Origin of the sequence: Gemmobacter denitrificans (assembly GCF_036964905.1) — a bacterium.
Lineage (GTDB): Bacteria > Pseudomonadota > Alphaproteobacteria > Rhodobacterales > Rhodobacteraceae > Gemmobacter > Gemmobacter denitrificans.
The window spans coordinates 492497-516988 of the sequence record NZ_JBALHR010000002.1; the positions used below are offsets into that span (position 1 = coordinate 492497).

33 protein-coding genes are annotated in these 24492 nt (G+C 61.0%); 9 read left to right on the forward strand and 24 right to left on the reverse strand.

All coding sequences use genetic code 11. The features are described 5' to 3' along the window. Window positions 1-56 precede the first annotated feature (56 nt). The gene (locus tag V6590_RS05580) at window positions 57-3743 is read left to right on the forward strand and encodes a vitamin B12-dependent ribonucleotide reductase (protein ID WP_335420756.1); all 3687 of its coding nucleotides are present in this window, start codon (window positions 57-59) and stop codon (window positions 3741-3743) included. 195 nt (window positions 3744-3938) lie between these two features. On the opposite strand, the gene V6590_RS05585 is transcribed toward V6590_RS05580, so the two are convergent. The 3 genes from V6590_RS05585 to V6590_RS05595 are packed head-to-tail and all read right to left on the reverse strand — an operon-like array spanning window position 3939 to window position 7418. Next, a complete protein-coding gene (locus V6590_RS05585; RefSeq protein WP_335420757.1) occupies window positions 3939-5888 on the reverse strand; it encodes a methyl-accepting chemotaxis protein in 1950 nt (649 codons plus the stop codon). Between the two features lie 34 nt (window positions 5889-5922). Then, on the reverse strand, window positions 5923-6435 hold the full coding sequence (locus V6590_RS05590; protein WP_335420758.1) for a chemotaxis protein CheD: 513 nt from the start codon (window positions 6433-6435) through the stop codon (window positions 5923-5925). Continuing rightward, complete coding sequence (locus V6590_RS05595; RefSeq protein WP_335420760.1) at window positions 6432-7418, reverse strand: CheB methylesterase domain-containing protein; 987 nt, start codon at window positions 7416-7418, stop codon at window positions 6432-6434. Before V6590_RS05595 ends, V6590_RS05590 begins: the two co-directional genes overlap by 4 nt. A gap of 247 nt (window positions 7419-7665) precedes the next feature. Here V6590_RS05595 and V6590_RS05600 point away from each other — a divergent pair, with 247 nt between their 5' ends. Genes V6590_RS05600 through V6590_RS05630 form a run of 7 tightly spaced genes read left to right on the forward strand, consistent with a single transcriptional unit; the run spans window position 7666 to window position 12580 of the window. After that, entirely contained in the window at window positions 7666-7971 is a 306-nt protein-coding gene (locus V6590_RS05600; RefSeq protein WP_335420762.1) for an STAS domain-containing protein, read from the forward strand. Next, window positions 7968-8336: a response regulator gene (locus tag V6590_RS05605; RefSeq protein WP_335420764.1), complete on the forward strand. Its 369-nt coding sequence runs from the start codon at window positions 7968-7970 to the stop codon at window positions 8334-8336. Before V6590_RS05600 ends, V6590_RS05605 begins: the two co-directional genes overlap by 4 nt. Before the next feature lies 1 nt (window position 8337). Further along, the gene (locus V6590_RS05610) at window positions 8338-10449 is read left to right on the forward strand and encodes a chemotaxis protein CheA (protein WP_335420766.1); all 2112 of its coding nucleotides are present in this window, start codon (window positions 8338-8340) and stop codon (window positions 10447-10449) included. A gap of 4 nt (window positions 10450-10453) precedes the next feature. Next, window positions 10454-10924 (forward strand): chemotaxis protein CheW, encoded by a 471-nt coding sequence (locus V6590_RS05615; protein WP_335420768.1) that lies wholly within the window; start codon window positions 10454-10456, stop codon window positions 10922-10924. After that, window positions 10921-11856: a CheR family methyltransferase gene (locus tag V6590_RS05620; RefSeq protein ID WP_335420770.1), complete on the forward strand. Its 936-nt coding sequence runs from the start codon at window positions 10921-10923 to the stop codon at window positions 11854-11856. The genes V6590_RS05615 and V6590_RS05620 overlap by 4 nt, the downstream gene beginning before the upstream one ends. After that, a complete protein-coding gene (locus V6590_RS05625) occupies window positions 11856-12245 on the forward strand; it encodes a response regulator (RefSeq protein WP_335420772.1) in 390 nt (129 codons plus the stop codon). Before V6590_RS05620 ends, V6590_RS05625 begins: the two co-directional genes overlap by 1 nt. Then, window positions 12242-12580 carry a DUF8776 family protein gene (locus tag V6590_RS05630; protein WP_335420774.1) on the forward strand — a complete coding sequence of 113 codons (339 nt, stop codon included), beginning with the start codon at window positions 12242-12244 and terminating at the stop codon, window positions 12578-12580. The genes V6590_RS05625 and V6590_RS05630 overlap by 4 nt, the downstream gene beginning before the upstream one ends. Window positions 12581-12624: 44 nt before the next feature. Here the strand turns inward: V6590_RS05630 and V6590_RS05635 are convergent, their stop codons facing one another. After that, window positions 12625-12987: a hypothetical protein gene (locus V6590_RS05635; RefSeq protein ID WP_335420776.1), complete on the reverse strand. Its 363-nt coding sequence runs from the start codon at window positions 12985-12987 to the stop codon at window positions 12625-12627. Between the two features lie 77 nt (window positions 12988-13064). Between V6590_RS05635 and V6590_RS05640 the strand changes: the two genes are divergently transcribed. Next, a complete protein-coding gene (locus tag V6590_RS05640) occupies window positions 13065-14540 on the forward strand; it encodes a methyl-accepting chemotaxis protein (protein ID WP_335420778.1) in 1476 nt (491 codons plus the stop codon). A 321-nt stretch (window positions 14541-14861) separates the two neighbouring features. On the opposite strand, the gene trpB is transcribed toward V6590_RS05640, so the two are convergent. The 20 genes from trpB to V6590_RS05740 form a co-directional block, all read right to left on the reverse strand. Next, a complete protein-coding gene (gene trpB, locus V6590_RS05645; protein ID WP_335420779.1) occupies window positions 14862-16094 on the reverse strand; it encodes a tryptophan synthase subunit beta in 1233 nt (410 codons plus the stop codon). A 175-nt stretch (window positions 16095-16269) separates the two neighbouring features. Beyond that, on the reverse strand, window positions 16270-17088 hold the full coding sequence (locus tag V6590_RS05650; RefSeq protein WP_335420782.1) for a tyrosine-type recombinase/integrase: 819 nt from the start codon (window positions 17086-17088) through the stop codon (window positions 16270-16272). A 265-nt stretch (window positions 17089-17353) separates the two neighbouring features. Further along, complete coding sequence (locus V6590_RS05655; RefSeq protein ID WP_335420784.1) at window positions 17354-17551, reverse strand: hypothetical protein; 198 nt, start codon at window positions 17549-17551, stop codon at window positions 17354-17356. Between the two features lie 2 nt (window positions 17552-17553). After that, entirely contained in the window at window positions 17554-17799 is a 246-nt protein-coding gene (locus V6590_RS05660; protein WP_335420786.1) for a hypothetical protein, read from the reverse strand. Then, a complete protein-coding gene (locus V6590_RS05665) occupies window positions 17783-18091 on the reverse strand; it encodes a hypothetical protein (protein WP_335420788.1) in 309 nt (102 codons plus the stop codon). The genes V6590_RS05660 and V6590_RS05665 overlap by 17 nt, the downstream gene beginning before the upstream one ends. 109 nt (window positions 18092-18200) lie before the next feature. Further along, complete coding sequence (locus tag V6590_RS05670) at window positions 18201-18683, reverse strand: hypothetical protein (protein ID WP_335420790.1); 483 nt, start codon at window positions 18681-18683, stop codon at window positions 18201-18203. After that, a complete protein-coding gene (locus tag V6590_RS05675; RefSeq protein ID WP_335420792.1) occupies window positions 18680-19477 on the reverse strand; it encodes a hypothetical protein in 798 nt (265 codons plus the stop codon). The genes V6590_RS05670 and V6590_RS05675 overlap by 4 nt, the downstream gene beginning before the upstream one ends. A gap of 4 nt (window positions 19478-19481) precedes the next feature. After that, window positions 19482-20105: a hypothetical protein gene (locus V6590_RS05680; protein ID WP_335420794.1), complete on the reverse strand. Its 624-nt coding sequence runs from the start codon at window positions 20103-20105 to the stop codon at window positions 19482-19484. Beyond that, window positions 20098-20457: a hypothetical protein gene (locus V6590_RS05685; protein ID WP_335420796.1), complete on the reverse strand. Its 360-nt coding sequence runs from the start codon at window positions 20455-20457 to the stop codon at window positions 20098-20100. The genes V6590_RS05680 and V6590_RS05685 overlap by 8 nt, the downstream gene beginning before the upstream one ends. Window positions 20458-20742: 285 nt before the next feature. Continuing rightward, window positions 20743-21075, reverse strand: coding sequence for a hypothetical protein (locus V6590_RS05690; RefSeq protein ID WP_335420798.1), 333 nt, complete (start codon window positions 21073-21075; stop codon window positions 20743-20745). A 58-nt stretch (window positions 21076-21133) separates the two neighbouring features. Further along, entirely contained in the window at window positions 21134-21352 is a 219-nt protein-coding gene (locus V6590_RS05695; RefSeq protein WP_335420800.1) for a hypothetical protein, read from the reverse strand. Continuing rightward, the gene (locus V6590_RS05700) at window positions 21349-21708 is read right to left on the reverse strand and encodes a DUF968 domain-containing protein (RefSeq protein WP_335420802.1); all 360 of its coding nucleotides are present in this window, start codon (window positions 21706-21708) and stop codon (window positions 21349-21351) included. Before V6590_RS05700 ends, V6590_RS05695 begins: the two co-directional genes overlap by 4 nt. Beyond that, window positions 21705-22094: a recombination protein NinB gene (locus V6590_RS05705; protein ID WP_335420804.1), complete on the reverse strand. Its 390-nt coding sequence runs from the start codon at window positions 22092-22094 to the stop codon at window positions 21705-21707. The genes V6590_RS05700 and V6590_RS05705 overlap by 4 nt, the downstream gene beginning before the upstream one ends. Further along, window positions 22094-22282, reverse strand: a complete 189-nt coding sequence (locus V6590_RS05710) for a hypothetical protein (protein ID WP_335420805.1) — start codon at window positions 22280-22282, stop codon at window positions 22094-22096. The genes V6590_RS05705 and V6590_RS05710 overlap by 1 nt, the downstream gene beginning before the upstream one ends. Continuing rightward, window positions 22282-22767 carry a single-stranded DNA-binding protein gene (ssb, locus tag V6590_RS05715; RefSeq protein ID WP_335420807.1) on the reverse strand — a complete coding sequence of 162 codons (486 nt, stop codon included), beginning with the start codon at window positions 22765-22767 and terminating at the stop codon, window positions 22282-22284. Before ssb ends, V6590_RS05710 begins: the two co-directional genes overlap by 1 nt. Further along, window positions 22767-23456 carry a hypothetical protein gene (locus V6590_RS05720; protein ID WP_335420809.1) on the reverse strand — a complete coding sequence of 230 codons (690 nt, stop codon included), beginning with the start codon at window positions 23454-23456 and terminating at the stop codon, window positions 22767-22769. The genes ssb and V6590_RS05720 overlap by 1 nt, the downstream gene beginning before the upstream one ends. Next, a complete protein-coding gene (locus V6590_RS05725; protein ID WP_335420811.1) occupies window positions 23453-23638 on the reverse strand; it encodes a hypothetical protein in 186 nt (61 codons plus the stop codon). The genes V6590_RS05720 and V6590_RS05725 overlap by 4 nt, the downstream gene beginning before the upstream one ends. Before the next feature lie 8 nt (window positions 23639-23646). Continuing rightward, window positions 23647-24042, reverse strand: a complete 396-nt coding sequence (locus V6590_RS05730; RefSeq protein WP_335420813.1) for a hypothetical protein — start codon at window positions 24040-24042, stop codon at window positions 23647-23649. 20 nt (window positions 24043-24062) lie between these two features. Further along, window positions 24063-24302: a hypothetical protein gene (locus V6590_RS05735; RefSeq protein ID WP_335420815.1), complete on the reverse strand. Its 240-nt coding sequence runs from the start codon at window positions 24300-24302 to the stop codon at window positions 24063-24065. Further along, the gene (locus V6590_RS05740; RefSeq protein ID WP_335420817.1) at window positions 24299-24481 is read right to left on the reverse strand and encodes a hypothetical protein; all 183 of its coding nucleotides are present in this window, start codon (window positions 24479-24481) and stop codon (window positions 24299-24301) included. Before V6590_RS05740 ends, V6590_RS05735 begins: the two co-directional genes overlap by 4 nt. Window positions 24482-24492 lie beyond the last annotated feature (11 nt).

Below are 24492 nucleotides of genomic sequence, written 5' to 3' on the forward strand. Positions count from 1 at the left end.
ACGGCATTCATGGTGCGGCAAAAAACCGTGCCCAGTGACAAAGGACGATGGGGCAGATGAAGATCGAGCGGAAGTTTACCACCGAGGCGACCGGTGCCTATGGCGCCATGACCTTCGCCACCACCACATCCGAAATTCGCAATCCCGACGGCAAGGTCGTCTTCCGTAACGAGGCGGTCGAGGTTCCCGAAGGCTGGAGCCAGGTCGCCAGTGACGTTCTGGCGCAAAAGTATTTCCGCAAGGCCGGGGTGCCCGCGCGGCTCAAGCGCGTGAAGGAAAAGGGCGTACCCGAATTCCTGTGGCGCTCGGTCGCGGATGATGCGGCGCTGGCCGAACTGCCCGCCGATGAGCGTATCGTGGGCGAAACCAGCGCCAAGCAGGTGTTCGATCGTCTGGCCGGGGCCTGGGCCTATTGGGGCTGGAAGGGCGGCTATTTCAGCACCGAAGGCGATGCGCGCGCCTATTACGATGAAATGCGTTACATGCTGGCCCGCCAGATGGCGGCGCCCAACAGCCCGCAATGGTTCAATACCGGCCTGCATTGGGCCTATGGCATTGATGGCCCGGGGCAGGGGCATTTCTACGTCGATTACAAGACCGGCAAGCTGACGCAATCCGACAGCGCCTATGAACATCCGCAGCCCCATGCCTGTTTCATCCAGTCGGTGAAGGACGATCTGGTGAATGAAGGCGGCATCATGGACCTCTGGGTCCGCGAGGCGCGGCTGTTCAAATACGGCTCGGGCACCGGCACCAACTTCTCCTCCTTGCGCGGTGAGGGCGAGAAATTGTCGGGCGGTGGCAAGTCCAGTGGCCTGATGGGCTTTCTGAAGATCGGCGACCGTGCGGCAGGGGCGATCAAATCGGGCGGTACCACGCGCCGCGCCGCCAAGATGGTGATCTGCGACATGGATCACCCCGATATCGAGGCTTTCATCAACTGGAAAGTGATCGAAGAGCAGAAGGTGGCAAGTCTGGTCGCCGGCTCCAAGATGCATGAACAGCATCTGAATGCGATCTTTGCCGCCATCCGCGCTTGGGATGGTCTGGCTGCCGATGCGGCAGATGCCACCAGGAATGACGCGCTGAAATCCGCGATCCGCGCCGCCAAGAAGGCGATGATCCCCGAAACCTATATCAACCGCGTGCTGCAATATGCGCGGCAGGGTTTCGACAGTATCGAATTCCCGACCTATGACACCGATTGGGATTCCGAGGCCTATATTTCGGTGTCGGGCCAGAATTCGAACAATTCGGTCCGCGTGACCGACGCCTTCCTGAAAGCGGTGAAAGAGGATGCCGACTGGGCGCTGATCCGCCGCACCGATGGCAAGGTGGCCAAGACGGTGAAGGCGCGCGATCTGTGGGATCAGATCGGCCATGCCGCCTGGGCCTGCGCCGATCCGGGCATTCAGTTCCATGATACGGTAAACGCCTGGCATACCTGCCCCGAAGACGGGCCGATCCGTGGATCGAACCCCTGTTCGGAATACATGTTCCTTGATGATACGGCCTGCAATCTGGCCTCGATGAACCTGCTGACCTTCTATCACGGCGGCCGGTTTGACGCGGCGGCCTATATCCATGCCACCCGGCTCTGGACCCTGACGCTGGAGATCAGCGTGATGATGGCGCAATTCCCCAGCAAGGAAATCGCGCAACTGTCCTATGATTTCCGCACGTTGGGCCTGGGCTATGCCAATATCGGCGGCCTGCTGATGAATATGGGTTTGGGCTATGACAGTGCCGAGGGCCGGGCGCTGTGTGGTGCGCTGACGGCGCTGATGACCGGCGTCACCTATGCGACCAGCGCCGAAATCGCGGCAGAACTGGGGCCCTTCGCGGGGTATCAGCGCAACGCTGATCACATGCTGCGCGTGATGCGCAACCATCGCCGCGCGGCCTATGGCCATACCAACGGCTATGAGGCGCTGAATGTGAACCCTGTCGCGCTCGATGTCGCCAATTGCCCGGATGCCGAACTGGTGACCATGGCGCGCGGCGCCTGGGACGAGGCGCTGGCCCTGGGGGAAGTGCACGGCTTCCGCAATGCCCAGACCACGGTGATCGCCCCGACCGGCACCATCGGCCTGGTGATGGATTGTGATACCACCGGGATCGAACCCGATTTCGCGCTGGTGAAGTTCAAGAAACTGGCGGGCGGCGGTTATTTCAAGATCATCAACCAATCGGTTCCGGCGGCGCTGGAAAAGCTGGGCTATTCCACAGGCCAGGTGGCGGAAATCGTCGCCTATGCAGTGGGCCACGGCACCATCGGCAATTGCCCGGGCATCAACCATACCGCGCTGATCGGCCATGGGTTCGGCCCGCGCGAGATCGAAAAGATCGAGGCCGCGCTGCCTTCGGCCTTTGACATCCGGTTTGTCTTCAACCAGTGGACGCTGGGCGAGGATTTCTGCAAGGGCACACTGGGCATTCCGGCAGACAAGCTGGCCGATCCGACATTCGATCTGCTGCGCCATCTGGGATTCACCAAGGCCCAGATCGATGCCGCCAATGATCATGTCTGCGGCACCATGACGCTGGAAGGGGCCCCGTTCCTAAAGCGCGAACATTACAGCGTGTTCGATTGCGCCAATCCCTGCGGCAAGACCGGCAAACGCTATCTGTCGGTGGAAAGCCACATCACCATGATGGCGGCGGCGCAAAGCTTCATTTCGGGTGCGATTTCCAAGACCATCAACATGCCTAACAGCGCCAGCATCGGCGAAACACTGGCGGCCTATGAACTGTCGCATTCGCTGGGCATCAAGGCCAATGCGCTGTATCGCGACGGATCGAAACTGTCGCAACCGCTGGCATCTGCTCTGGTCGAGGATGACGAAGAGGCCGAAGAGGCGCTGATCAATGGCAGCCAGCAGGAAAAGGCCGTGGTTCTGGCTGAAAAGATCATCGAAAAGGTGATTGTGAAGGAAATCGTCCGTAGCCACCGCGAAAAGCTGCCCGAGCGTCGCAAGGGCTATACCCAGAAGGCGGTCGTGGGCGGCCACAAGGTCTATCTGCGCACGGGCGAATATGGTGACGGGTCGCTGGGCGAAATCTTCATCGACATGCACAAGGAAGGCGCGGGCTTCCGGGCGATGATGAACAACTTCGCCATCGCGGTGTCGGTTGGCCTGCAATATGGCGTGCCGTTGGAAGAATTTGTCGATGCCTTCACCTTCACCAAGTTCGAACCGGCGGGCATGGTGCAGGGCAATGACAGCATCAAGAATGCGACCTCCATTCTTGACTATGTGTTCCGCGAACTGGCGGTCAGCTACCTGGATCGCACTGATCTGGCGCATGTCGCCCCCAAGGGCGCCAGCTTCGATGAACTGGGCGGCGGGGTGACCGAAGGCAAGCGCGACAGCAATGTGGAACCGGTCAGCGAAACGGCCGCCTCCAAATCCTTGGAAGTGCTGCGCCAGATTTCCTCGACCGGCTATCTGCGCAAGCGCCTGCCCAAGGATCTGGTGGTTCTGCAGGGCGGAATGGGCGGCACTGCGCTTTCGGGTGACACTGTGTCCCTGTCGATGGTGCTGCCGGAAACCGGGCTTGCCACCGGGACGATGGGGGCCACCGCGCTGTCCACCGGTTCGGTGTCGATGGACGCCCGCACTAAGGCGAAGATGCAGGGCTATGAAGGCGATCCTTGCGGCGAATGTGGCAATTACACCCTTGTGCGGAATGGCACCTGCATGAAGTGCAATACCTGCGGCGGCACCAGCGGCTGCAGCTGATCACATCCGGTGCCGTTTCCCCCTTTGACGCAGCAACTTCTGTGCCTTGCGGGGTAAGTGACTGAAAACATAGCCACCGCCAAATCTGGCGGTGGCTATCTTCATTTCGGGCCTGCCCTTTTCAAGGCGTTGGTCGATCGATCAAGGCCGCTATTCAGTTCCTGGATGCCGGATCTGCCGCTATCACCCGGGGGATCAGAATTCATGCCAGGCGCTGTCTCCGACAGTTGCGGCTGCGCTGCGTCTGCGGCCGACGGCTTCGCCCACTGCCGCGCTCCAGTCGATCACACGGGATTCGATCGGCACCAGCGGAGTGACATTTCTGGGCATTTCGACCTCGCGACGCGCGACTGCCGGTAGCCGGAATTCCGCCATTGCGATGATCAGTTCCTCGGCCCGTTTCAACAATGTGCTGGCGGCGGCATGGGTTTCTTCAGCCATGGCGCTGTTTTGCTGGGTCACCTGATCCAGCTGGCTGATACCGGTGTTCAACTCGTTGATACCACCCGCCTGTTCTGTGGCGGCGACCGCAATTTCCGCAATGATGCTTGAGGCTTCCTTGGCGCGCTTGACGATGTCATCCAGACTGTCGCCTGCCGCACGAACCAATTCCGATCCGGCTTCCACCTGCTGGGAACTGTCGGAAATCAGGGTCTTGATTTCCTTGGCTGATTCAGATGCCCTGCGGGCAAGAACCCGCACTTCGGAGGCAACCACGGCAAATCCACGACCGGCCTCGCCCGCGCGTGCCGCTTCGACCCCGGCGTTCAATGCGAGCAGATTGGTCTGGAAGGCGATGTCATCAATGACACCGATGATCCGGGTGATCTGGCCCGAGCTGCGCTCGATCCCCTGCATGGCATCTACCGCCCGACGCACGATTCCCGCCCCGCTTTCCGCCCCGTCGCGGTTTTCCACGCTTGCACTTTCGGCTTCGCCCGCCCGTTCGGCAGTCGAGCCAACGCTGGCGGTCAATTCGTTCAAGGCTGCAGCCGATTGTTCCAACGTCGCCGCCTGGGTTTCGGCGCGCGCAGAAAGTTCGCGGCTGGCCCCCGCGATTTCTTGCGAACTGTCGCGCAACCCTTGCGCAATGGCCGCCACATTGGCCAACACACCGCCGATCCGGTCGAGCGCCAGGTTGTAGCTGAGCCGAAGTGTTTCATAATCGGCGGGGAAGGGGGAATGTGCCGGGCTGTCGATCGGTTCGCACAAGGTGCCATCGGCCAGACGCTGCAAGGCGGCTTCGAGTTCGGAAACGACGCGCGCTTGTTCATGCCGTTTCTCTTCGCGCGCGGCCTCAGCTTCGGAGGCAAGCTCTGCGATATGCGCGGCCTCGCCCAATTGAGTTCGCAGCGTTTCCACAGCCCGGGCAAGACGACCGATTTCATCGGTGGCCGTCAGTCCGGGCACGGTGACGGAATAGTCCCGCATGGCAAGATTGTCGACAGCTGCACTGATGTCGAGGATAGGGCGGGTCATGCGCCGGACCAGCAGGGCCGATGCGCCAATACCAACCATCAGCAGCGCCAAGGCCCCGCCAAGCTTGATCATCAGGCTCTCCCACATTTTGGCTTGCAGGGATTCGGTCTGGAACCCGGCGAAGAGGGCACCAAGCACTGTGCCGTCCGCCGCGCGGATCGGCTCGAATGCAGCCATATAGGCCCGCCCCATCAGCATGATCTCCCCCTCATACCTGACACCGGCGATCAAGGCGGCATGGGCAGGGCTTTCAGGTTCAAGAATTGTGCCAATCGCACGCTTGCCCTTTTCATTCCTCATGCTGGTGATCTGGTAGCGAAAATTCCCGGTCTTGGGGTCACGCACCATCAGGGTCAGATCGGCATGGCTGCCCTTGTGCATGTCATCGATCTTTTCGCTGCTGATCAGCAGTGGATTTCCGTTCCAACGCAGGTTGGTCACATAGCCTTCTTCCGGTTTTTCGGCATAGACGACGCGGGTATGTTCCCGGATCTGGCTTTCCAGCAGGCTGAGTCCTGAGGAAATCCGATCCCTTGCATGTTCATTGATCAGCGCATCCTGCTGTTGTTTGGACAATACGGTCAGCCCTGTGCAGGCAATGATCAGGATGACAGAAATCATTGCCGTGAAGCGGGCGCTGATGCTGAGACGATTGAAGACGTTCATTCTTGCCTCCGGGGATAGGTCACGCCGGCCATTTTCAGAAAAGCTCGATAGCGCCGGTACGCGGCGCCACGGGAACAACAGGATCCTTGGTTTGTTCGGGCAGCAGAAGTTGCTGGGCCCTGCCGGTTGCGGGCCAGAACCGGATCCGCCGGGCAGAATTGCCACCCAGACTCATGGAAATGCAGGGAATCCGCTCGCCCGCCAGAAAGGCAATGGCTGCCTCGCCGTTGCGGCGGCCAATATCCGGAAGCCCGGCCATCATGCGGGCACCGCCGAAAATCTTGGCCTGTAGCCGAGACCGTTGTGCCCCTTGTTTCAACAAGCCGTTCACCAGACGCTCCATCGAGGCCGATGCAAAACGCATATCCCCCTCGCGTGCGCCGGTATCATCGGCCAGCAGAAAGTGGTTCATGCCGCCGATCTGGCGCTGCGGATCGTACATGCAGGCGGCAACGCATGATCCCAGTACTGTCGTGATCATCACATCCTGCGAATCGGAGATCGCCTGTTCCCCCTGGATGACATGAAGGGTGCGCTGTTCGGTCATCTTGGGCCCCGCAAGCTTGCCTGGGCGGGAACCGATTGTGCGGCACCGGCCAGAAGGGCTGCACCGATACGGTCCAGCGGAAGAATGGCAGAGGCCGCGCCCATTTCGGCGGCGATTCGCGGCATGCCGTAAACCGTGCAGGTTTCGCGGTTCTGGGCGATGGTAAAGCCACCTGCCGCACGAATTTCGCCGAGCCCCCGGGCACCGTCAGCACCCATTCCGGTAAGCAGGGCCGCCGCGACCTTTGGGCCAAAGGCGGCAGCCGATTGAAACAACGCATCCACCGAAGGCCGGTGTGGGCAGGTTGCAGGGGCCGGAACAATGGCCATCCGTGGCCGGGCGGTTCCTGTCAACACCAAGTGGCAATCAGCGGTTGCCGCGATATGAACTGTGCCCCGTGTCGGTATCGCATTGTCCTGTGCCGCCACGACATGGGGTGTGCAGCAGCGGTTCAGTCGGTCAAGCAGACCATCCAGAAAATTCGGCCTGATATGCTGAACGATCAGGGTCGGCGGGCATTCGGTGGTGAATTGCGACAGAACCGTCTCGATCGCAGCGATCCCGCCCGTCGATGCGCCGATCAGGATCAGTTCGGGTTTGTGTGCGGTTGTGCTGGGCGGAGGTTTCGGCCGGGTCCGTCCCGCCAGAACATCGGCCACGACTGCAGGATTGTCGTCGCGCCCAAAATCCACCCAGGCGGTATTGGGGGGCAGCTGCGCCGGTGGTTGGGCGCCGTAGACAACCCAGCGGGCACCGATAGCCTTGATAAGGCGCAGGAACATGTCGAATCCCGGTTCGGCCGCAGCGGTGTCAGAAATGGCGAGACTGACGGGTTGGGCTTCCTCGACCAGACTGAAGGCTTCAAACAGCGACATGGCTCCGATCACCCGTAACGGTGCCAGCGCCCCGGCCACGCGGCGCAGCCGCAGGGAATCGGGGTCAACCACTATCGCGATCTGGTTTCTTGCGGTATCTTGGGACACGCGAGGCTCCGGCATTCCAAGGTCATGAATTTGACCTCTGCCAGACAGGCTAGACTTGCAGCCGTAAACGAACCCTTTCAACCAACGCGCTGCTTTCGATCAAAAGCGTTCGAACTCTCTTCTGATCGGGCAACCAGTCCTTAACATTCGCGATTTAGCGTCCAATGAGAATTTGGGCTGACCTGGCCCGGACCATTCCCGGTTCCGGCCGCCAGGACAGATCGATGCGACAGGGGGGCTAGGCCCAATGCCGGGCAATCATGTTTTCAAACTGGAGCGCAAGCTCGACACGACGGCTGCCCGTGGCCTTGCATCGGCGTTGCTGTCGCACAGGGGACAGCCGCTGGAGATCGATGGGTCTGCGGTTGAAACGATAGGGGGCCTGGCGGTGGAAGTGCTGATTTCTGCGGGACTTCAGTGGCAAGCCGATGGTCAGCCGGTGAGCCTTGTCTCTCCGTCGTCCCGGATGGAGGACGTCTGCAAGACACTGGGGCTGCGACCGGATGCCCCATGGCTGACCGAGGCCGCAGATCCGGGAAGGAGCCATTCATGAGCCATCGCATTCTTGCCATTGACGATTCGCCAACCATGCGCGGCCTGATCGCCCGCGCGCTGCAGGCCGGTGGATTTGAGGTACATCTGGCCGAAGATGGGGCCGACGGGCTCAAGCGGCTGGTGGATGTCGCCCCCGATCTGGTGATCACCGATATAAACATGCCGGTTCTGGACGGGTTTGGTGTGATTGAAGGCGTTCGCCGCGACCCGGTGCATGCCTCGACCCCCGTGTTGGTTCTGACCACTGAAAGTGGCGTGGATCTGAAGGCCCGGGCGCGTCGTTCCGGCGCAACGGGATGGATCGTGAAACCGTTCGATGAAGATGCGCTGATCAGTGTCATCCATCGCGTGCTTGGGGTCTGACATGGCAAGTCTCGATACACTGCGCGTCAGCTTCTTTCAGGAATGCGAGGATCTGCTGGACCGTCTGGCCGACGGGTTGCGCCAGTTGGCGGCTGATCCGGTCAACTATGACATCGAAACCGTCCACGCGGTCTTTCGGGCGGTGCATTCGATCAAGGGCGGGGGAGGGGCGTTCGGCCTCGACGATCTTGTCGGCTTTGCGCATCTTTATGAGACGGTGCTGGATGGTCTGCGCACGGGCCGGACGGTGATGGAAGATGCCCTGATGCAGACCCTTCTGCGGGCAGGGGATGTTCTGGCCGATCTGGTTACAGCCGCGCGGGACGGTGTGCCACCGCCGGCAGAATTGACCGCCCGTGTTGCCACGGAACTGGAGCAGCTGGCGGGCGGTCATGGCGACAAGGATGAAAGTTTCGCCTTCGAACCCATGATGCTGTCCCTTGATCCGATCGAGGCGGAAGCACCTTCGGTCTCTGATGGCCCAAGACACGATATCTATTTTGCGCCGCAGGGCGAACTCTATGTAACCGGGAACGAACCCGCCGGGATGATTCTTGCGCTGTCGCGCCTTGGAACCGTGCAGGTCGAGGCTGACCTGTCTGAAGTGCGTCCGCTGGCCGACTTCAGCCCAGAACAGCCCGGTCTGCGCTGGCGGATCACACTTGATGGCTGCATCGAGACGGCTGAAATCGAACGTGTGTTCGAATTCGTTGAAGACATCGCCCAGGTGCGTATCAACCTTGGGCCACCGCCGAGCCAAGAAGAAGAACCGACATCGCCCGCCGAAGCGGTAGAGGAAGCGGGAGTGGCTGCCCAAATCCAGCCGACAGCCGAGATTCTGGCGTTACCGTTGGCTGCGGCTGGGGCGCGTGGCGCGCCCGCCGCCCCGCCGCCGGTCGCGCAAGATGGAGCTGTTGCCACTATTCGGGTCAATCTTGCCCGGGTTGACAAGCTTATCAACCTCATCGGTGAGCTGGTGATCATGGAGGCGATGCTGTCGCAGGTCATCGCGAAGGCCGGGCTCGACAGCAACAGCGAAGCTGCAAGCGGACTGGATCGGATCAGGCAACTTGCGGGCGAGATTCAGGAAAGCGTGATGGCAATCCGTGCCCAGCCCTTGCGCCCGGTTTTTCAGCGGATGGAACGCATCCTGCGCGAAGTTACCGAGGCAACTGGCAAAAAGGCCCGGCTCGTAACCGTTGGGGAGGCGACCGAAGTCGACAAAACGGTGATCGAACGGCTGATCGATCCGTTGACCCATATGATCCGCAATTCGGTCGATCACGGGCTTGAATCTGCGGCAGCGCGTCAGGCTGCGGGCAAACCGGTCGAAGGAACCATCACCCTCTCTGCTGCCCATCGGTCTGGGCGTGTGATCATCGAGGTGGCGGATGACGGAGGCGGGATTGATCGTCCGCGTGTGCGCGACATTGCTGAACGCAAGGGGCTGATCCCGACAGGTGCGGTTCTGGGGCCATCAGACATCGATTCCTTGCTGTTCCTGCCAGGATTTTCGTCCAAGACCGAAGTGTCGGCGATTTCTGGCCGCGGTGTCGGGCTGGACGTTGTGCGCCGCGAAATTCAGGCGCTTGGTGGTAGGGTCTCCATCTCCTCTGTTGATGGCGCGGGCACCACTTTCACCATCGCGCTGCCGCTGACCCTTGCGGTTCTGGAGGGAATGCTGCTGGAATTCGGCGGGCAGACCATGGTTCTACCGCTGTCCTCTATCGTGGAAACGCTGAGCCCTGCCAGTTCCACCATACATGCACTTGGTCGTAGCAACCGGGTTGTCCTGAACCGAGGAGAACTGATTCCGATCCTGGATCTGGTCGAGGTCTTTGATCTGCCCCGGCTGGGTGATCCGCCGGAACAGGGTGTGCTGGTCATCATCGTGACAGATGCAGGCACCCGGGCTGCCTTGGCCGTGGATCGTATCCTCGACCAACGGCAGGTGGTCATCAAGAGCATCGAAGACAACTATCACGCGGTTCCCGGTATTTCGGCCGCCACCATCTTGGGCGACGGGCATGTCGCCCTGATCATTGACCCAGAAGAACTCGTCCGAAGCGCAAGAAGCGAACATGCACCGCCCTTGCTCAGTATGAAAGGCTGAACACATGCTTGGCATATCGGCAGACATCCAGGGCAGCCGCCGCGAAGTGGTGGCGTTCCGGCTTGGTGAACAGGATTTCTGTATCGACATAGGCTATGTCCGCGAAATTCGCGGCTGGACGCCAACAACCGTGATCCCGCATGCCGAACCCCATATCAAGGGGGTCATCAACTTGCGCGGATCGGTCGTGGCGGTTGTCGATCTTTCGGCGCGCCTCAGCCTGGGCGAGACCACGCCGTCGCCGCGGCATGTGGTGATCATCGTCAGCGTCAACAACCAGATCGTGGGCCTGCTGGCCGAGGTCGTTTCAGATATTCTGAGCGTGACGCCAGATATGGTGAAGCCAGTGCCTGAGCAGGTCGGAGAAGGTTCGCAGGATTTCATTTCCGCCATCATGACCATGCCTGACGGGCGCATGCTGCGGGCATTGGAACTGACCCATATCCTGCCGATGGGTTCGGGAATCGTTCCATGACCGTGCATACGCGTTCCGGCGATTCCCATGCAGAGACATCGCTGGTCGGAATGTCGGACGAAGATTTCCGCGCTCTGTCGCAACTGGTTCATGATCGTACGGGGATCGTGCTCAGCGAGGGCAAACGGTGGATGCTCGCTTCGCGATTGGCCAAAGAGATCAATCGGTTGGGATTGCCCGACCTTGCGGCCTATCGCAAGCTGCTGGCCCGCCCTGATGCGGAACCGGAGCTTGAGGCGCTGACCTCGGCGATCACGACGAATGTCACCAGCTTCTTTCGTGGCCCCGATCATTTCGAAGCTCTGGCTGCGTTAGTGCCCAGCTTGCGCGAGCAGTCCAAGCGGGGGCAGCGGGTGCGCTTGTGGTCGGCGGCATGTTCAACCGGGCAAGAACCCTGCAGCATCGCGATGACGCTGCTGGAACACTGGCCCGAGGCGGCGCAGGCGGATGTGCGCATCCTTGCGACGGATATCGACGCACAGGTCGTCGAAGAGGCGCGGCAAGGGGTCTATGATGAACGGCTGCTTGAAGGGCCGGCGGAAAAAACGATCCGGCGCTTTTCGGCCGCTGGTCCTCGTCCCGGAACCATTCGCGTGGTGCCCGCAGTGCGTGGGCTTATCCGCTATGAACAGCTCAACTTGCTGGGGCCCTGGCCTTTCGGGGGCTCTTTCGATGTCATCTTCTGCCGCAATGTCGTGATTTATTTCGATAATGAGACACGTGCGCGCCTGTGGCATCGCCTTGCCGACCGGATCACCCCAGGAGGGTGGCTGTATATCGGGCATTCTGAACGTGTGGATCGCGCCCTTGATCCCTATCTCACCCCCGGCGGCGTGACACGGTATCGCCGAACTGCCACCCCGATCCGCGACAATCTGACGGCGCCGCAGATTTCGGGCAAGGGCGGCCCCTACCAAGCGAAGGAAAGATAATGTCACTCAAGCAATCGATCCATATGATGGTCGTGGACGACATGACAGTGAGCCGTGGCCTGATCGAACAGGCTTTGGACGAAATCGGCGTCAAGAATGTCCAGTATGAAAGCGATCCTGCACTTGCGCTGCGCAAACTGGCGGTCAAACCCGTTCATCTTGTCTTGTCAGATTATCACATGCCGGGCATGACCGGGATCGGATTGCTGGAAGCACTGCGCACAAATCGCACCACTCAGAGGATCGGTTTCATCCTGATCACCGGGCGACCGGACAAGGAAATCCTGGCGCAGGGCCAGAAACTGGGGATGAACAATTTCCTGGTGAAACCATTCTCTACTCACCAGTTGCGTATCTGTATCGAGAAGGTTGTGGGGCCCTTGGGATGATCTTCGACACAGAAGACGACTTCGATGATGTGACCGACACGCAGGATATCGCCGTGTCTGCACATCGATTGCTTGGGGCCTGCGCGGAAGAGGCGGGCAGGTTGGCTTCCGCCATTGCCAGGCTTGATCAGGATGTTGCCATGCTGCTGCAGGATGTCAGCAAAGCTGGGGTGATCTTGCAGCATATTGATCTGGTGCGCCAGGAGGCAGAGGGGTTGGCGGCGGTGCTGAACCTTGTGGCCATAGCGCCGACGCCTGACCATCTGGTTGATCCCCAAACGCTGGCAAGCATACTGAAGCTGCGTGCCCAACATGGCCGGATCGCCGCTTCCTGAACCCCAGAGCGGAATATATTTCTGATCGTCGGGGAAGTGGGCTGTCATGCAAGCGGTGCCGCCCGGTGCCCGAAGCATGACTTCACGTCGAAGACTTTGGCGCAGCTTGCGCGCGAATGCCCCGGCGATTTGGCAGCTAGATCCTGTCGATTTCCTCCCGAAAGTGCCCCCTGTGGCGGACGAAAAGTTGGACCATCTAGGGTCTGTCGGCGTTTGGGAATTTTCAAATTGTCTTTGGGGGGATCCAAGGTTGCCAAAAGGGAGGTAGCCTTGATCCGCGTGACATTGACCGACGCGCAACGGACGGTCATCGCCTGCACCGCCCGGCCGATAATGTGATCCAGAGCGCAGCGGCGCTGACCCGTCAGATACAATTTTAGCCAATATCTGGGGTCGGCTTTACCCATTTTCAGGACCGGTGCGCAAAGGTTTGCCGGACACATAGAGCGCGGCAGCCCCCTCGCACGGCAGAAGGACACTGGTAATGACGAAAACGGCAATGACCCGGCCTGTCATCGGTTCGATCCAGGAACGGCTGGATTTCATGGGCCTGGGTGCGGATGCGCAGGAACGACTGCGTAGGCAGGAACGCCGGATCGACGCAGCCATGGATCGGGCTCTGGATCGGTTTTACAAGAAGGTCAGATCTGTTCCCGTTCTGCAGCGGCATTTTCCCAATGAAGACATTGTAAAGTCGGCACGCGGCCGCCAGCATCAGCATTGGCGGCGCATCCTGAAGGGCTTGTTCGACGAAGAATACGCGGCCTCTGTCATGCGGGTCGGCGATACCCACGCGATGATCGGGCTTGAACCGCGCTGGTACATCGGCGGCTATGGCATCGTGCTGGATGAGATTCTACAGCAAGTGGTGGGCGAGCAACGCACCTGGAGCGCCCGCTCACGCGCAGAACTGGCCCGCGATCTGTCGGTTGTGGTCCGCGCGGCCCTGTTTGACATGGAAGTTGCGACCACTGCCTATCTGCAGCGCGTGGAAGAGGCCCGGCGCCAGAGCGAGGAACAACAGAAAAAGGACTTTGACATGATTGCTGCTGCCCTCGCCCGTCTGGCCGGGGGCGATCTGGAGGCACGGGTCGATGCACATCTGGATGAAAGAACCCGCTTCAACGAAACGGTCGAAAAGCTCGCTCAGATCATTTCCGGGGTGCGCCGCGCGACTGACTTGATCGACAATGGCACGTCGGAAATCGCCGCCGCAGCAGACGATCTTGCCCGCCGCACCGAGCAGCAGGCTGCCAGTCTGGAACAGACGGCAGCTTCTCTGGATCAACTGACCAATACGGTCAATGACTCCGCAAACCGCGCCAAAGAGGCCGAAGCAATGGCCAATCACGCGCGCGACGTGGCAGAAAAAAGCAGCGGGATCGCGGATGAAACGCGTTCCGCCATGCACGAGGTTTCCGCCAGTGCGCAGGAGATGGGCCAGATCATTGGCGTCATTAACGAAATCGCGTTTCAGACCAATCTTCTGGCGCTGAACGCGGGGGTCGAGGCCGCACGGGCCGGTGAATCGGGCCGCGGCTTTGCCGTGGTCGCTGCCGAAGTCAGGGCACTGGCGCAGCGGTCGTCTGAGGCGGTCAGTACCATCCAGCAACTGATCGACCGCAGTGCACAGCAGACTCGTCGTGGCGCGGAACTGGTCGGGTCCACCCATGATGTGCTTGGCGAAATCGTGGGGTTGTTCCGATCCATCAGCGGGATCGTGCTGGAAATGGCGACATCCACACGACATCAGGCGGTTTCGATCTCTGAAATCAATCAGGCAGTTCGGCAGCTTGATCTGATGACACAGCAGAACGCTGCAATGGTCGAACAGACCAACGCCACCACTTCCTCTCTGAAAGGCGAGGCGGGCTCTCTGTCACGGATGGTGAGCCATTTTGGCGGCAGCACGATGCCCCAGCGAACCGCGCGAAATCTGAGTTCGGCAAGCTCGTGGTGAAAGGAAAGGGACATCATGCCAGCCCCCTCTGCTGCCGAAACCTCAATCGTTCGGAATGCTGACCGAATTGGCGCATTCCTACAAAGTGAACTGCACGATATTTCGTGAAATCAACGAAGGCGTGGCAGGTCAGATGATGAAGCATGTCCCCTGCAACTGTTCCTGTTCAGGCGATTGTGACGGGGGCACCCCGTTCAAGTCATAATGGATCTTCTGGCCTCGGCAAGCCGGTGACTGTAGCTAGGCCCCCCTGAACAGGACGTGCCATCCGTTTCGGGGAGCCAGCATCAGGCCGAGACGTCAGATTGTGCCCAAACCCGCTCAGATCTTCATGTCAAAGCCAAGATGCTTGGCAACGGTGAAGATGTCCTTGTCGCCGCGGCCACACATGTTCATCACGATGATATGGTCACGCGGCAAGGTGGGGGCCAATTTCATCACATGGGCCAGCGCATGGCTGGGTTCCAGCGCGGGGATGATGCCTTCCAACTTGCAGCACAGCTGAAACGCTTCCAGCGCCTCGGCGTCGGTGATCGACACATAGGTCGCGCGGCCCGTATCGTGCAGCCAGGCGTGTTCCGGCCCGATGCCCGGGTAATCAAGCCCCGCACTGATGGAGAATCCTTCCAGGATCTGGCCGTCCGGGTCCTGCAGCAGATAGGTGCGGTTGCCATGCAACACGCCGGGGCGCCCGCCGGTCAGGCTGGCACAGTGCTGCATCCGGTCATCGACGCCCTTACCCCCCGCTTCCACGCCGACGATGTTCACCGAAGGATCATCAAGGAAGGGATAGAACAGGCCCATCGCATTCGACCCGCCGCCAATGGCCGCCACAACCGTATCGGGCAGACGGCCTTCGCCTTCCTGCTCGGCCAGTTGCCAGCGCACCTCCTTGCCGATGATCGACTGGAAGTCGCGCACCATGGCCGGATATGGGGCCGGGCCCGCCACCGTACCGATGCAATAGAAGGTGTCGCGCACATTGGTCACCCAATCACGCAGCGCATCATTCATAGCATCTTTCAGCGTGCCCCGCCCACTGGTGACCGGGATAACCTCTGCCCCCAGAAGCCGCATGCGGAACACGTTCGGGGCCTGCCGTTCCACATCATGCGCGCCCATATAAACCACGCATTTCAGCCCGAACTTGGCGCAAACCGTGGCCGTGGCCACGCCATGCTGGCCGGCCCCGGTTTCCGCGATGATCCGGGTCTTGCCCATGCGCCGCGCCAGAATGATCTGCCCCAGCACATTGTTGATCTTGTGCGCGCCCGTATGGTTCAACTCGTCGCGCTTCATGTAGACCTTGGCGCCGCCCAGATGCTCGGTCAGACGTGGCGCAAAATAGAGAGGCGAGGGGCGGCCGACATAATGCTTCCAAAGATCGTCCATCTCGGCCCAGAAGGTCGGGTCTGTCTTGGCGAATTCATAGCGCTCTTCAAGATCAAGGATCAGCGGCATCAGGGTTTCGGAGACGAACCGCCCGCCGAAGATGCCAAACCGTCCCGCCTCATCCGGTCCGGTCATGAAGCTGTTGATTCCGTCCTCGGCCATGATCTGCCCCTCCGCACTGCTTTGCATCTGATGTAGCGCCCTTGCCCGGCGGGGGAAAGGGGCGAAGCAGCAGGCCATACAGGAAGGGGTGGTGGGCCGTGACGGATTACCAAAGGCGAATTTGCGCCTTATTTTGTTGGGCGATGTGTCCCGCAGAACGCCGGTGCGGGACAGGTCACCATTTCAGCTTTGCCAGCGCCTGCATGCCGTGAAACGCCATGTCGCGCCGATTCGCGCCCTTGGTGTAAACCTCGGAAGTCTTGGCTTGGGTGTGCGCCATCACTGCCATGATCTGGTGCTGGCTGCATCCCGCCTCGGCCATCGTTTCAGCCATGGCTTTGCGGATGCCGTGCGATGAGCGGCCCGGCAGGCCTGCGGCTTCGCACCAGCGCTGCACCCTGACACGCAGGGCCTCGACGCTGGTGAACGGCTTGCCCTTTTCGCTCAGCAAGTAGGTTTGCCCCACCACGGTGACGTTCCGGGTGGCCTCATAGAGCGGCGGCAGCATCGGGATCGACACGAACGCAGATCCTTTCTTGCTCGGCTGCCAGTCAAGCCATACCTGCCCGTTGCGCGTCACCTCTTGGTCGCGGCCCAGCCAGAGTGCATCCCCGATCCTGCAGGCGGTGAACGCCTGGAGTGTCAGCCACAGGTGCGCAGTGGTGCCGGGTTTCCAGCGTTCCTTGAACTTGCGCAGGTCGGCTGCCGTCCATGGCGTCGCCCCGCCGATGGGGTTGAGGTTGATTGCCCCGATGCCAGACGCCGGGTTGTGCGCAATCTCGCCCCGTTCCATGGCCCATTTGTAGACCGCGCGAACCGACTTGATCATGTTGTCAGCCGCGCCGGGATGCGCAGCCCATGCGTCCCTGACAGCCACAAATGCCGAGGCGGGGGCGTCCATGTCGCAATCGCCGTATCGGTCGCCATCCGGGTCTGTGTGGTCACAGAGGCGCGTCAGGATGCTGCGGCGTTGTTTCAGGGTGGCGGCTGACATTTGGCCTGCCTTGACCATGTTCCCCAAGAATTCCAGATACCGGGCGCAGAGCCAATCCAGCGACCTTTCGGCGCTTTTGGCCTGTGGCGGCTGCCAGACTTCACCGGCCCGGGCGGCGTGGTAGTAATGGGCAAACTGCGGATCGTCGGGACCGACCGGGATGTGAACGCGCTTGCCGGGCTGGCCCTCGACCCTGACGCGGATTCGCGGCGTGCCGTTGCGGTGCCGTTCGATCAGAAGCCCCGGGAAGTTCACCCGCATATTGTCACCCCTCACGATTCCACTGCTTGGGCTTCTTGTTTGTCACGCGGGCGGGCGGGCTGTCCACTGGTGCAGGCTGGCCTGTGCGCACGTCAATGGCCCCGTCTTTGTGGACCGTGAAGCCGATCACGATCAGCCCGCATGATGCGGCGGCGGCAATGGCGCGCTGTATTTTCTGTTGTGTGGCGGCTGGTGCGCCCATGATCAGTCCTCCTTGCGCAGTTGGTCATAGATCGCGGGTTGGACAATCAGGCCCATAGCCGTACGAATAGCGCAGGGTTTGTAGGTGATCTGCGGCCCGCGCAACTTGGTCAGCTTTTTGACCAAGCGCCTGCTGCGTGGCTTATTTGGCCAATTCTCGATCTGCTTCGTCGCGTGTTTGCTGATGATGATTTTCACGGCGGATAGATTGGAAAAACGGGTGAATGGCAGGTCAGTCATGTTTTGCATGGAATTGATCCTCTATGGCACTCTCGACAGCGACGATGCAGGCGTCGATGATCTGGCGCTTCATGCGCCGCGCAAGTTCGCGCTGCTTCACGGTCGGATGCTCCAGCACCGGCACTTTGCCGTCCTGAATGTCGATTTGGCGACGCAAATCTTCCCAAAGCGCGTTGCAGGCTTCAGAGTGGATGCCTACGGCTTCTTCAGGGTCTTTGCGCCAGATTGGCCCTTGTTCTGCTGCGATTGCAGTGCGGGCTAGCGCCAGCAGATGCATGTGATCTTGGGAAAGTTCAGTCATTGCGAGCCACGTTTTGCGATCTTGGCCCACACCCAAGGCAGCAGGCCGGGCCAGTCGCAGATTGCGTTGATGATGCGGTCACGGCGCTTGATACACTTGCGGGTCATGGTCAGCCCTCCCCGCGCTTGCTGGCGTCGCAGTTCCAGGCAAAGTCCAGCAGATCGTCCAGCGTGTCGCCAATGTCTTGCGGGACGGTCACTGTTATCCATTCGGTGCGAGCGAGAATGGCTTTGCTGACTGCATCCCCCAGCTTGACGTGACGGGTTTCGGCGCATGTGACGTATCCGACCTGTGCGCAGGCTTCCCGCTCTTTCGCCACCGCCTCCGCAATCATCGCCTGCACCTCGGGCAGCGCGGCAAGGGCGGCGGGGTCGAGGCGGACGTATTTTTGCACCTCGCACTCATGCTTGATTGTGATGCCATCTCGCGGCCCGGTCGGCCCGTTCGGGTGCGAATACTCCATGGCATCGTTGTAACTAAAGCGCCCAGCCTGCAATGGGTCTGACGTGTATCCATGCGCGTCTGGCCGATACCAGCCGCGCCCGGCCTTGTGGATCAGCCAGCCTTCTTGTGGAAACTCCGGCCCGCTCATGCGTCACCCCCGATGGCGCGCAGGGCGGCGCGCATTATGTCGCCAACATCCAGGCCATCCTCAATACCATCTTGCATAACGGCCCAGCAGTTATGCTCGATTGGCATGTTATCCAACAGCACCCGCGCCGCTTCCTGCACTGTGACGGCGGGCGGGGCGGCATAGAGGGGGGTAATCGTGTGCGCATTTTTCGCAGCATCGCTGACCCAGAAACTGTCGCTTGCGGCATTGTACTTTCTCGCGTCAACGATGCTATATCGGTCGCGTTTGTTGCCGTAGCAGCCTTTGCATTCGTCTTTGCATGCGATAAGCCACGCCACCGGCTCTTGCCAGGCCTGCGCCTCGGGCGTGGGCGTCAGGTCCAGCGCGGCAAGGATGCTCTCTTTCCTGCGAATGTCATGGGCATTTCTGGCCGCGTCAGAATTGGCGTGTATTGTCATCCCGCCCGTCTGGCTTGTCGCGCACCAACCTGCGTTGGTTTCGAACACGACAAAGACATCACGCATCAGGTCGCATTCCGCCTGATAGCATTGCGTTTGCTCTAACCACCTCCACACCAGCGGCTTGACCCTCACTTGCCCGGCCTGCGCTGTCACCAACGTGGCTTGCTGACAGTCGGGCGCGGTCTGGCTGGCGGCAAGGGCGGCGCGGGCGTGATCATACAAGTTGGCGGCACAATCTGCCGATGACGTGTGCAGTTCCGACGATGCCTCGTAGCTGTCCACGATGTTTTGCAGTGCGCGTTCCATCACCGCGATACGATTATTCTCAAGTCCTCTTTCAAGCGGGGTCATCGCTTCACTCCTTCTCGATCATGGCGCATATCGCCTGCACGCGGTCGTCGATTGTATGCAGGCAGCCAAGGCGCATTCGTCCTGCCGCCTCCCGCCGCGCCTTGTTCCTTTCCGCGCGGCCATAGTCGGCCAGTGCTGCGGCAGCATCGGCGGGGGTTAGGGCGCGGATCGCTACTACCGAGATGAGACTGTTCAAAATGCTGTCTCGACAGTAGCGATTTGCTTCACTGTCCATCGGGAGACCTTTGCTGACCAAGTATCCCTCGTTCTCCGTGATCTGCGCGTTCATTTCAGCAATGCGGGCGATATGCCATTGTGCCGCCGCCTCATACGATGCAGCCACCAGCGCATCCTGTGCGGCGCGCAGGGCGTCCAGTTCGGCGGTCAGCGCGTCACGCTCTGCGACAGTCTCAGCCGCAGCTTTTGCAATCCAGTGCGCTTGTATTTCTGTGGGCTGCTGATCCCATGGCCTCATTCTCTGGTCATCCGGGCCATCAACCATGTCCATGGCCTCACCCATCGCCTGATCTGTTTCCAAGAGATCACGGGCAATTTCCACAATGGCAGGTATCGCCGCCAACAGCGCGTCACGCTCAGCGGCAATCGCGGCGGGTGATGTGTCAGCCATTGGCGTTCTCCAGCTTGTCGATGTTCCCATGCGCGACGGTGAAGGTCGGCACGACCACCCAGGGGTTTGCCTCCCATGCGCCATGGCCGTGCAGGCTGTTCCAGAGGGCGGCAAAGGCCACGCCGTGCGGGGAGTAGTGTTCCCATTTCAGGTCGTTGGGCTCAGAGATTGGGCTCACCCCCTCCGCCACCGCATCCGCTTCGCTGATCTGCTGCAACCGCTGCACCCTCACATCTGTGACGGTGAGCGTGATACGGCTGGCCCAGCGTGGCATGTGGATGGACGGACGCCACGGGTAGCCGCGAACATCTGCGGCCAGATCGGCGCAGGCGTCAGTCGCTGCATAGCGCAAGTCGCAAGGCTGCGACTTCGTGGGCAGGTAGTCGCCAAAGCTGAGGGCTTGCCAGCGTTCACGGACCCAGAGGCGCTCACCGATGGCATAGCGGACTGGCCCTGCGACGTGAAGTTTGCCCCGCCCGGATGAACCTCGGTGAAAACAAACCTTGCGGGCGAACCGAAAAATCCAAGCGGACGTGCTTCAATTCCGCCTGGCTGCGGCTTCAACACCCGCCGCGTCTGGGTCTTGCGGCACTCCAGCAGTGCGCGAACCATCGGCGCGGAGAAGATGATCGGGCGGTCAGCCATTGTCGCCACCCCGCGTAAACGTGTCATGGTCGCTGCTCAGCGGCCCACGGTGCGCGGCGGCTGCCTGCCCGATCTTGATGTTGATTTCGCCAGCATGCGGGTTGATGCTGACGGGCACGGCATCCGGCTTGGTGCTGCCTGCGATGCCAAGCTTTTCCAGCGCCTCAAGGAAGTGCTTCATGCGCATGCCTTCCCGATAGTCCGCTTCGGTCAGCAAGTTTGCCCCGCATTTCGGGCAAGGCTTGCCGATCATGTCAGCCGTGATTTCCGGCACGTCCTCGCGGTGGTCGCAGCCGTCAGCATCGCATTTCAAGAAGGCCTGCATGTCTCTCTCCTATGATCTCTCGGGATGGCAGCCCGCGCGGGGCTGCGCACCAGAGCGGTCAGGCGTGGCCCAAGCGCTTGGCCCTAATGACCGCGCGGCGCTTGGCTGCACGGCGGCGATCCTGCGCAACCGTGCGCTTCGATCTGGTGGGTTTCGATGCCGCACCTTCCCGCAGGTTGGGCAGCGGTGAACCGAAAAACACTTCGCGGTTCGGGTGGATGGCGAGAGCGGCTCCCATAGCCCCCAATACCGCCATAGATGTAGCCAATATCCTCATGCCGTCTCTCCTTTGCCCCAAGGGCTGTTGAATTGCCCCGCCAGCATGTCCGCCACGACCGGCAGGTAATCGGTGTCCTCTCCGTAGGTCTCCACCCACCATGCCCGCCGCGTGTGGATGCCATCGGCCCCGGTGTGGTGCAGATCGCAGAGCGGTATGGTGTCCGTGTGAGGCGCGCGCCGCTGGCTGTAGCGACCGCAGATGACGTGATGCACCTGCACGGGCCAGTAGCCGCAGCAGACGCATGGCAGGGCTGCTACTCGGGCCATGTGGTCACGGCCTGCCTTTTTGCCGAGACGCGGTGCTTTCAGCCCGAGCGGGCCCTTGCCTGCCAGATTGCCGGGATGCGCTGTCATGCTGCCCTCGTTTCGTCAGACCACCGGACGCCATGCCGGTCGCCATATGCCTGGATGAATGTGATCAGCTCGGCAAAGCGCGCCTTGCTGAGCCGTGACGTGCGGAACCCAGCCGGAAAGGGCGGGGCACCATCAATGCCGGGCTGCCAGATGATTTCGTGCCCGAGTGCCGACATGAACGCGGCTTTCCAGACCTCTGGCGAAAGCGCGCGGCCTTCCGGCTTGCTGCGGGCAATGTCGCTCAGCATCGCCCACATCTTCGCGTTCTGATCTTGGCTGCGGGTGCCTTCCTTGACAGTCACCACCGCGTCAATCGGCGCGCGGTCGATGATCGACTTGGCAAGGTTGCGCTGCGCATCGCCACGGATGATGACTGTCTGAGCCATCACACCGGCCCCATGATCTTGAAATGCTGGTTGAACGCGGCAACCACTTCGGCCCTGGCGGTTTCCTCATCCGCCCCGTTCAGCACCAGCAGGTCGGTTGCGGCGTCAATTGCAAGGCCGTCGCTTTTCCAGCCAGCCGACATGATGCTGCGCAGAGCCTGTTTCGCGGTGATCTGCCTGCCAGCCATCACAGCACCTGTGCGGCGAAGGGGATCTCGTCGTCCAACCCGGCCCCATAGCCGCCACCAGCCGCACCACCAGCCCGCCCCTGCGGCTCACCGTAGCCACCGCCATAGCCGCCATGATCATCGCTGCCAGCGTCCTTGCCATCCAGCAGGGTCAGTTCGCCGCGATACGGGCGCAGCACGATTTCCGTGGTGTAGCGATCCTGGCCGGACTGGTCCTGCCACTTGCGGGTTTCAAGCTGGCCTTCGATGTAGACCTTGCTGCCCTTGCGCAGATATTGTTCCGCGATCTTGGCCAAGGGTTCGCTAAAGATCGCCACAGAATGCCATTCGGTGCGTTCCTTGCGTTCGCCGGAATTGCGGTCGCGCCAGCTTTCGGACGTTGCCACCCGCAGGTTCACCACCTTGCCTCCGCTCTGGAAGCTACGCACTTCGGGATCGCGGGCCAGATTGCCCACGATGATGACCTTGTTTACGCTGCCTGCCATTATGCGGCCTCCGCTTCTCTCTTGGTGTTGATTTCGGCCTCAACGTGTGAGGCAAGTTCCGGCGCGGCGGACTTCATGGCTGCCAGATCGCGCTTGAAATTGTTGTCATTGCAGACGATCAGCCCGATGTTCTTGATCGCGTCCATCATATTGGCCTGCACCTTCTGCCAGTCTCGGGCGGCGGGCTTGCTCTGTGGCGGCTTGGCCTGTGTGGCCGGTGACGATGCCGGTGCGCTGTCCGACTGATACGCTGCCGCGACTTCCGCGACGTATTTGCTGTCATCCCAGCGGCCCAGGAAGATGTTGGCCGCGATGCCCAAATGCGATGCCGCTTTGACGATGGCGTCTGTCAGCGACTTCTTCGGCGCGTCCTCATCCACCATGTATTTGCCGCCTGACGTGTTGTAGGCCGCGCGGGTCTGGCCATAGCTTTCGTAGCCATTGGCCTTGTCGGTGTGCCAGAATTCGATGCGGCACCAGTGCAGCACTTCACTGCCCATGTGTTCAAAGCCTTCGGCCAGCACGCGCCACCCGAACCCCTGACCAACCGGCCCGAAAAGCTGCGTCAGGCAATATATGACGTATTGCGGGTTCGGGCTGGTGCCCTTGTATGCCTTGCCGGTGATTGCCTTAGTGAACTTGGGGTCAATGTCCGCGTGTGCGTTCCAGATATCCAGCTTGTTGGTCATTGCATGCGGTCCTGTGTGAGTGACGCCAGCCCCTCGGGCGGCTGTTCGGTCCAGTCGCGGCTGGGGATGCCGTCCAGCCATTGCTGGTGCTTCCATGCGGTGCGCAGGCGATACGTCCAGTCCGGCGACCCGGGCGGGAACGCGGCGGCTTCGGTGATGCACTCGCGGTGCATGTCGGCCATCCGGCACATCACATGCCACCCCGCATCGCTTCGGCCTGTGCCAGCACATCGGGCAGACCGAGCAGGCCGTCCAAAAGCGCGTCAGCCAGCAGGGCCGCGAGGATGCCACCCATGACCGCCAGCAGCACCCAGCCAAACTGGTTCGCCAGTTCCTGCATCCGGTCCATGCGCATCTGGTGGCGGTTCATTTCGCCAAGACGGTCGGCAAGGCGACGCGCGCCCGGCAGCAAGTCAGAGCCTTCATCCGACAGGATCGCGTTGCGGATTTCGCGCGCTGCAACAATGTCGGCGCAATCGCCGTAGGTGGCCAACACATAGGCCGCGTCTACCAGATCGGCGCGCGATGAATTGGGATCGGCGGCGATGACCCGGGCCGCCCACAGGTCCATGTGTGTCTCTGGCATGCTGATCACATTGGCGCGGGTCATTTTGCACCCCCAAGCGCCGCGATCATGGCGTCGGCCATGTCAACCAGATAGCCCGCCGCATCTGTTGCATTCTGGTGCGGCGTATTCGGCGCGGCAAAATATCCAGCCAACGCCATGCCAGCAAACCATTCGCGCTTGGTCATGCCTGAGTTGTTCACTCTTGTGGTGCTGTGCATTCCGTTTCTCACGACAGTTTCGCCGGGAAACGCAGGCCCGCCATCATTGATCGTGGTCATTCGCTTGGCTCCTCATTGCGCCGCTGGTGGGCTGCGGTCAGGTGCGCGGCCCATGGGCGGGGGGTGTTGGTTTCGGCAAAATCGGCCTGCGCTGCGGCGATCACGCGGCCCATCTGGGCGACAGGGTCATGCAGCGGGCGTTCGATTGCGTTGAGCAGATGACGGGGCAAGATGCGCATGGCGTCCTCGC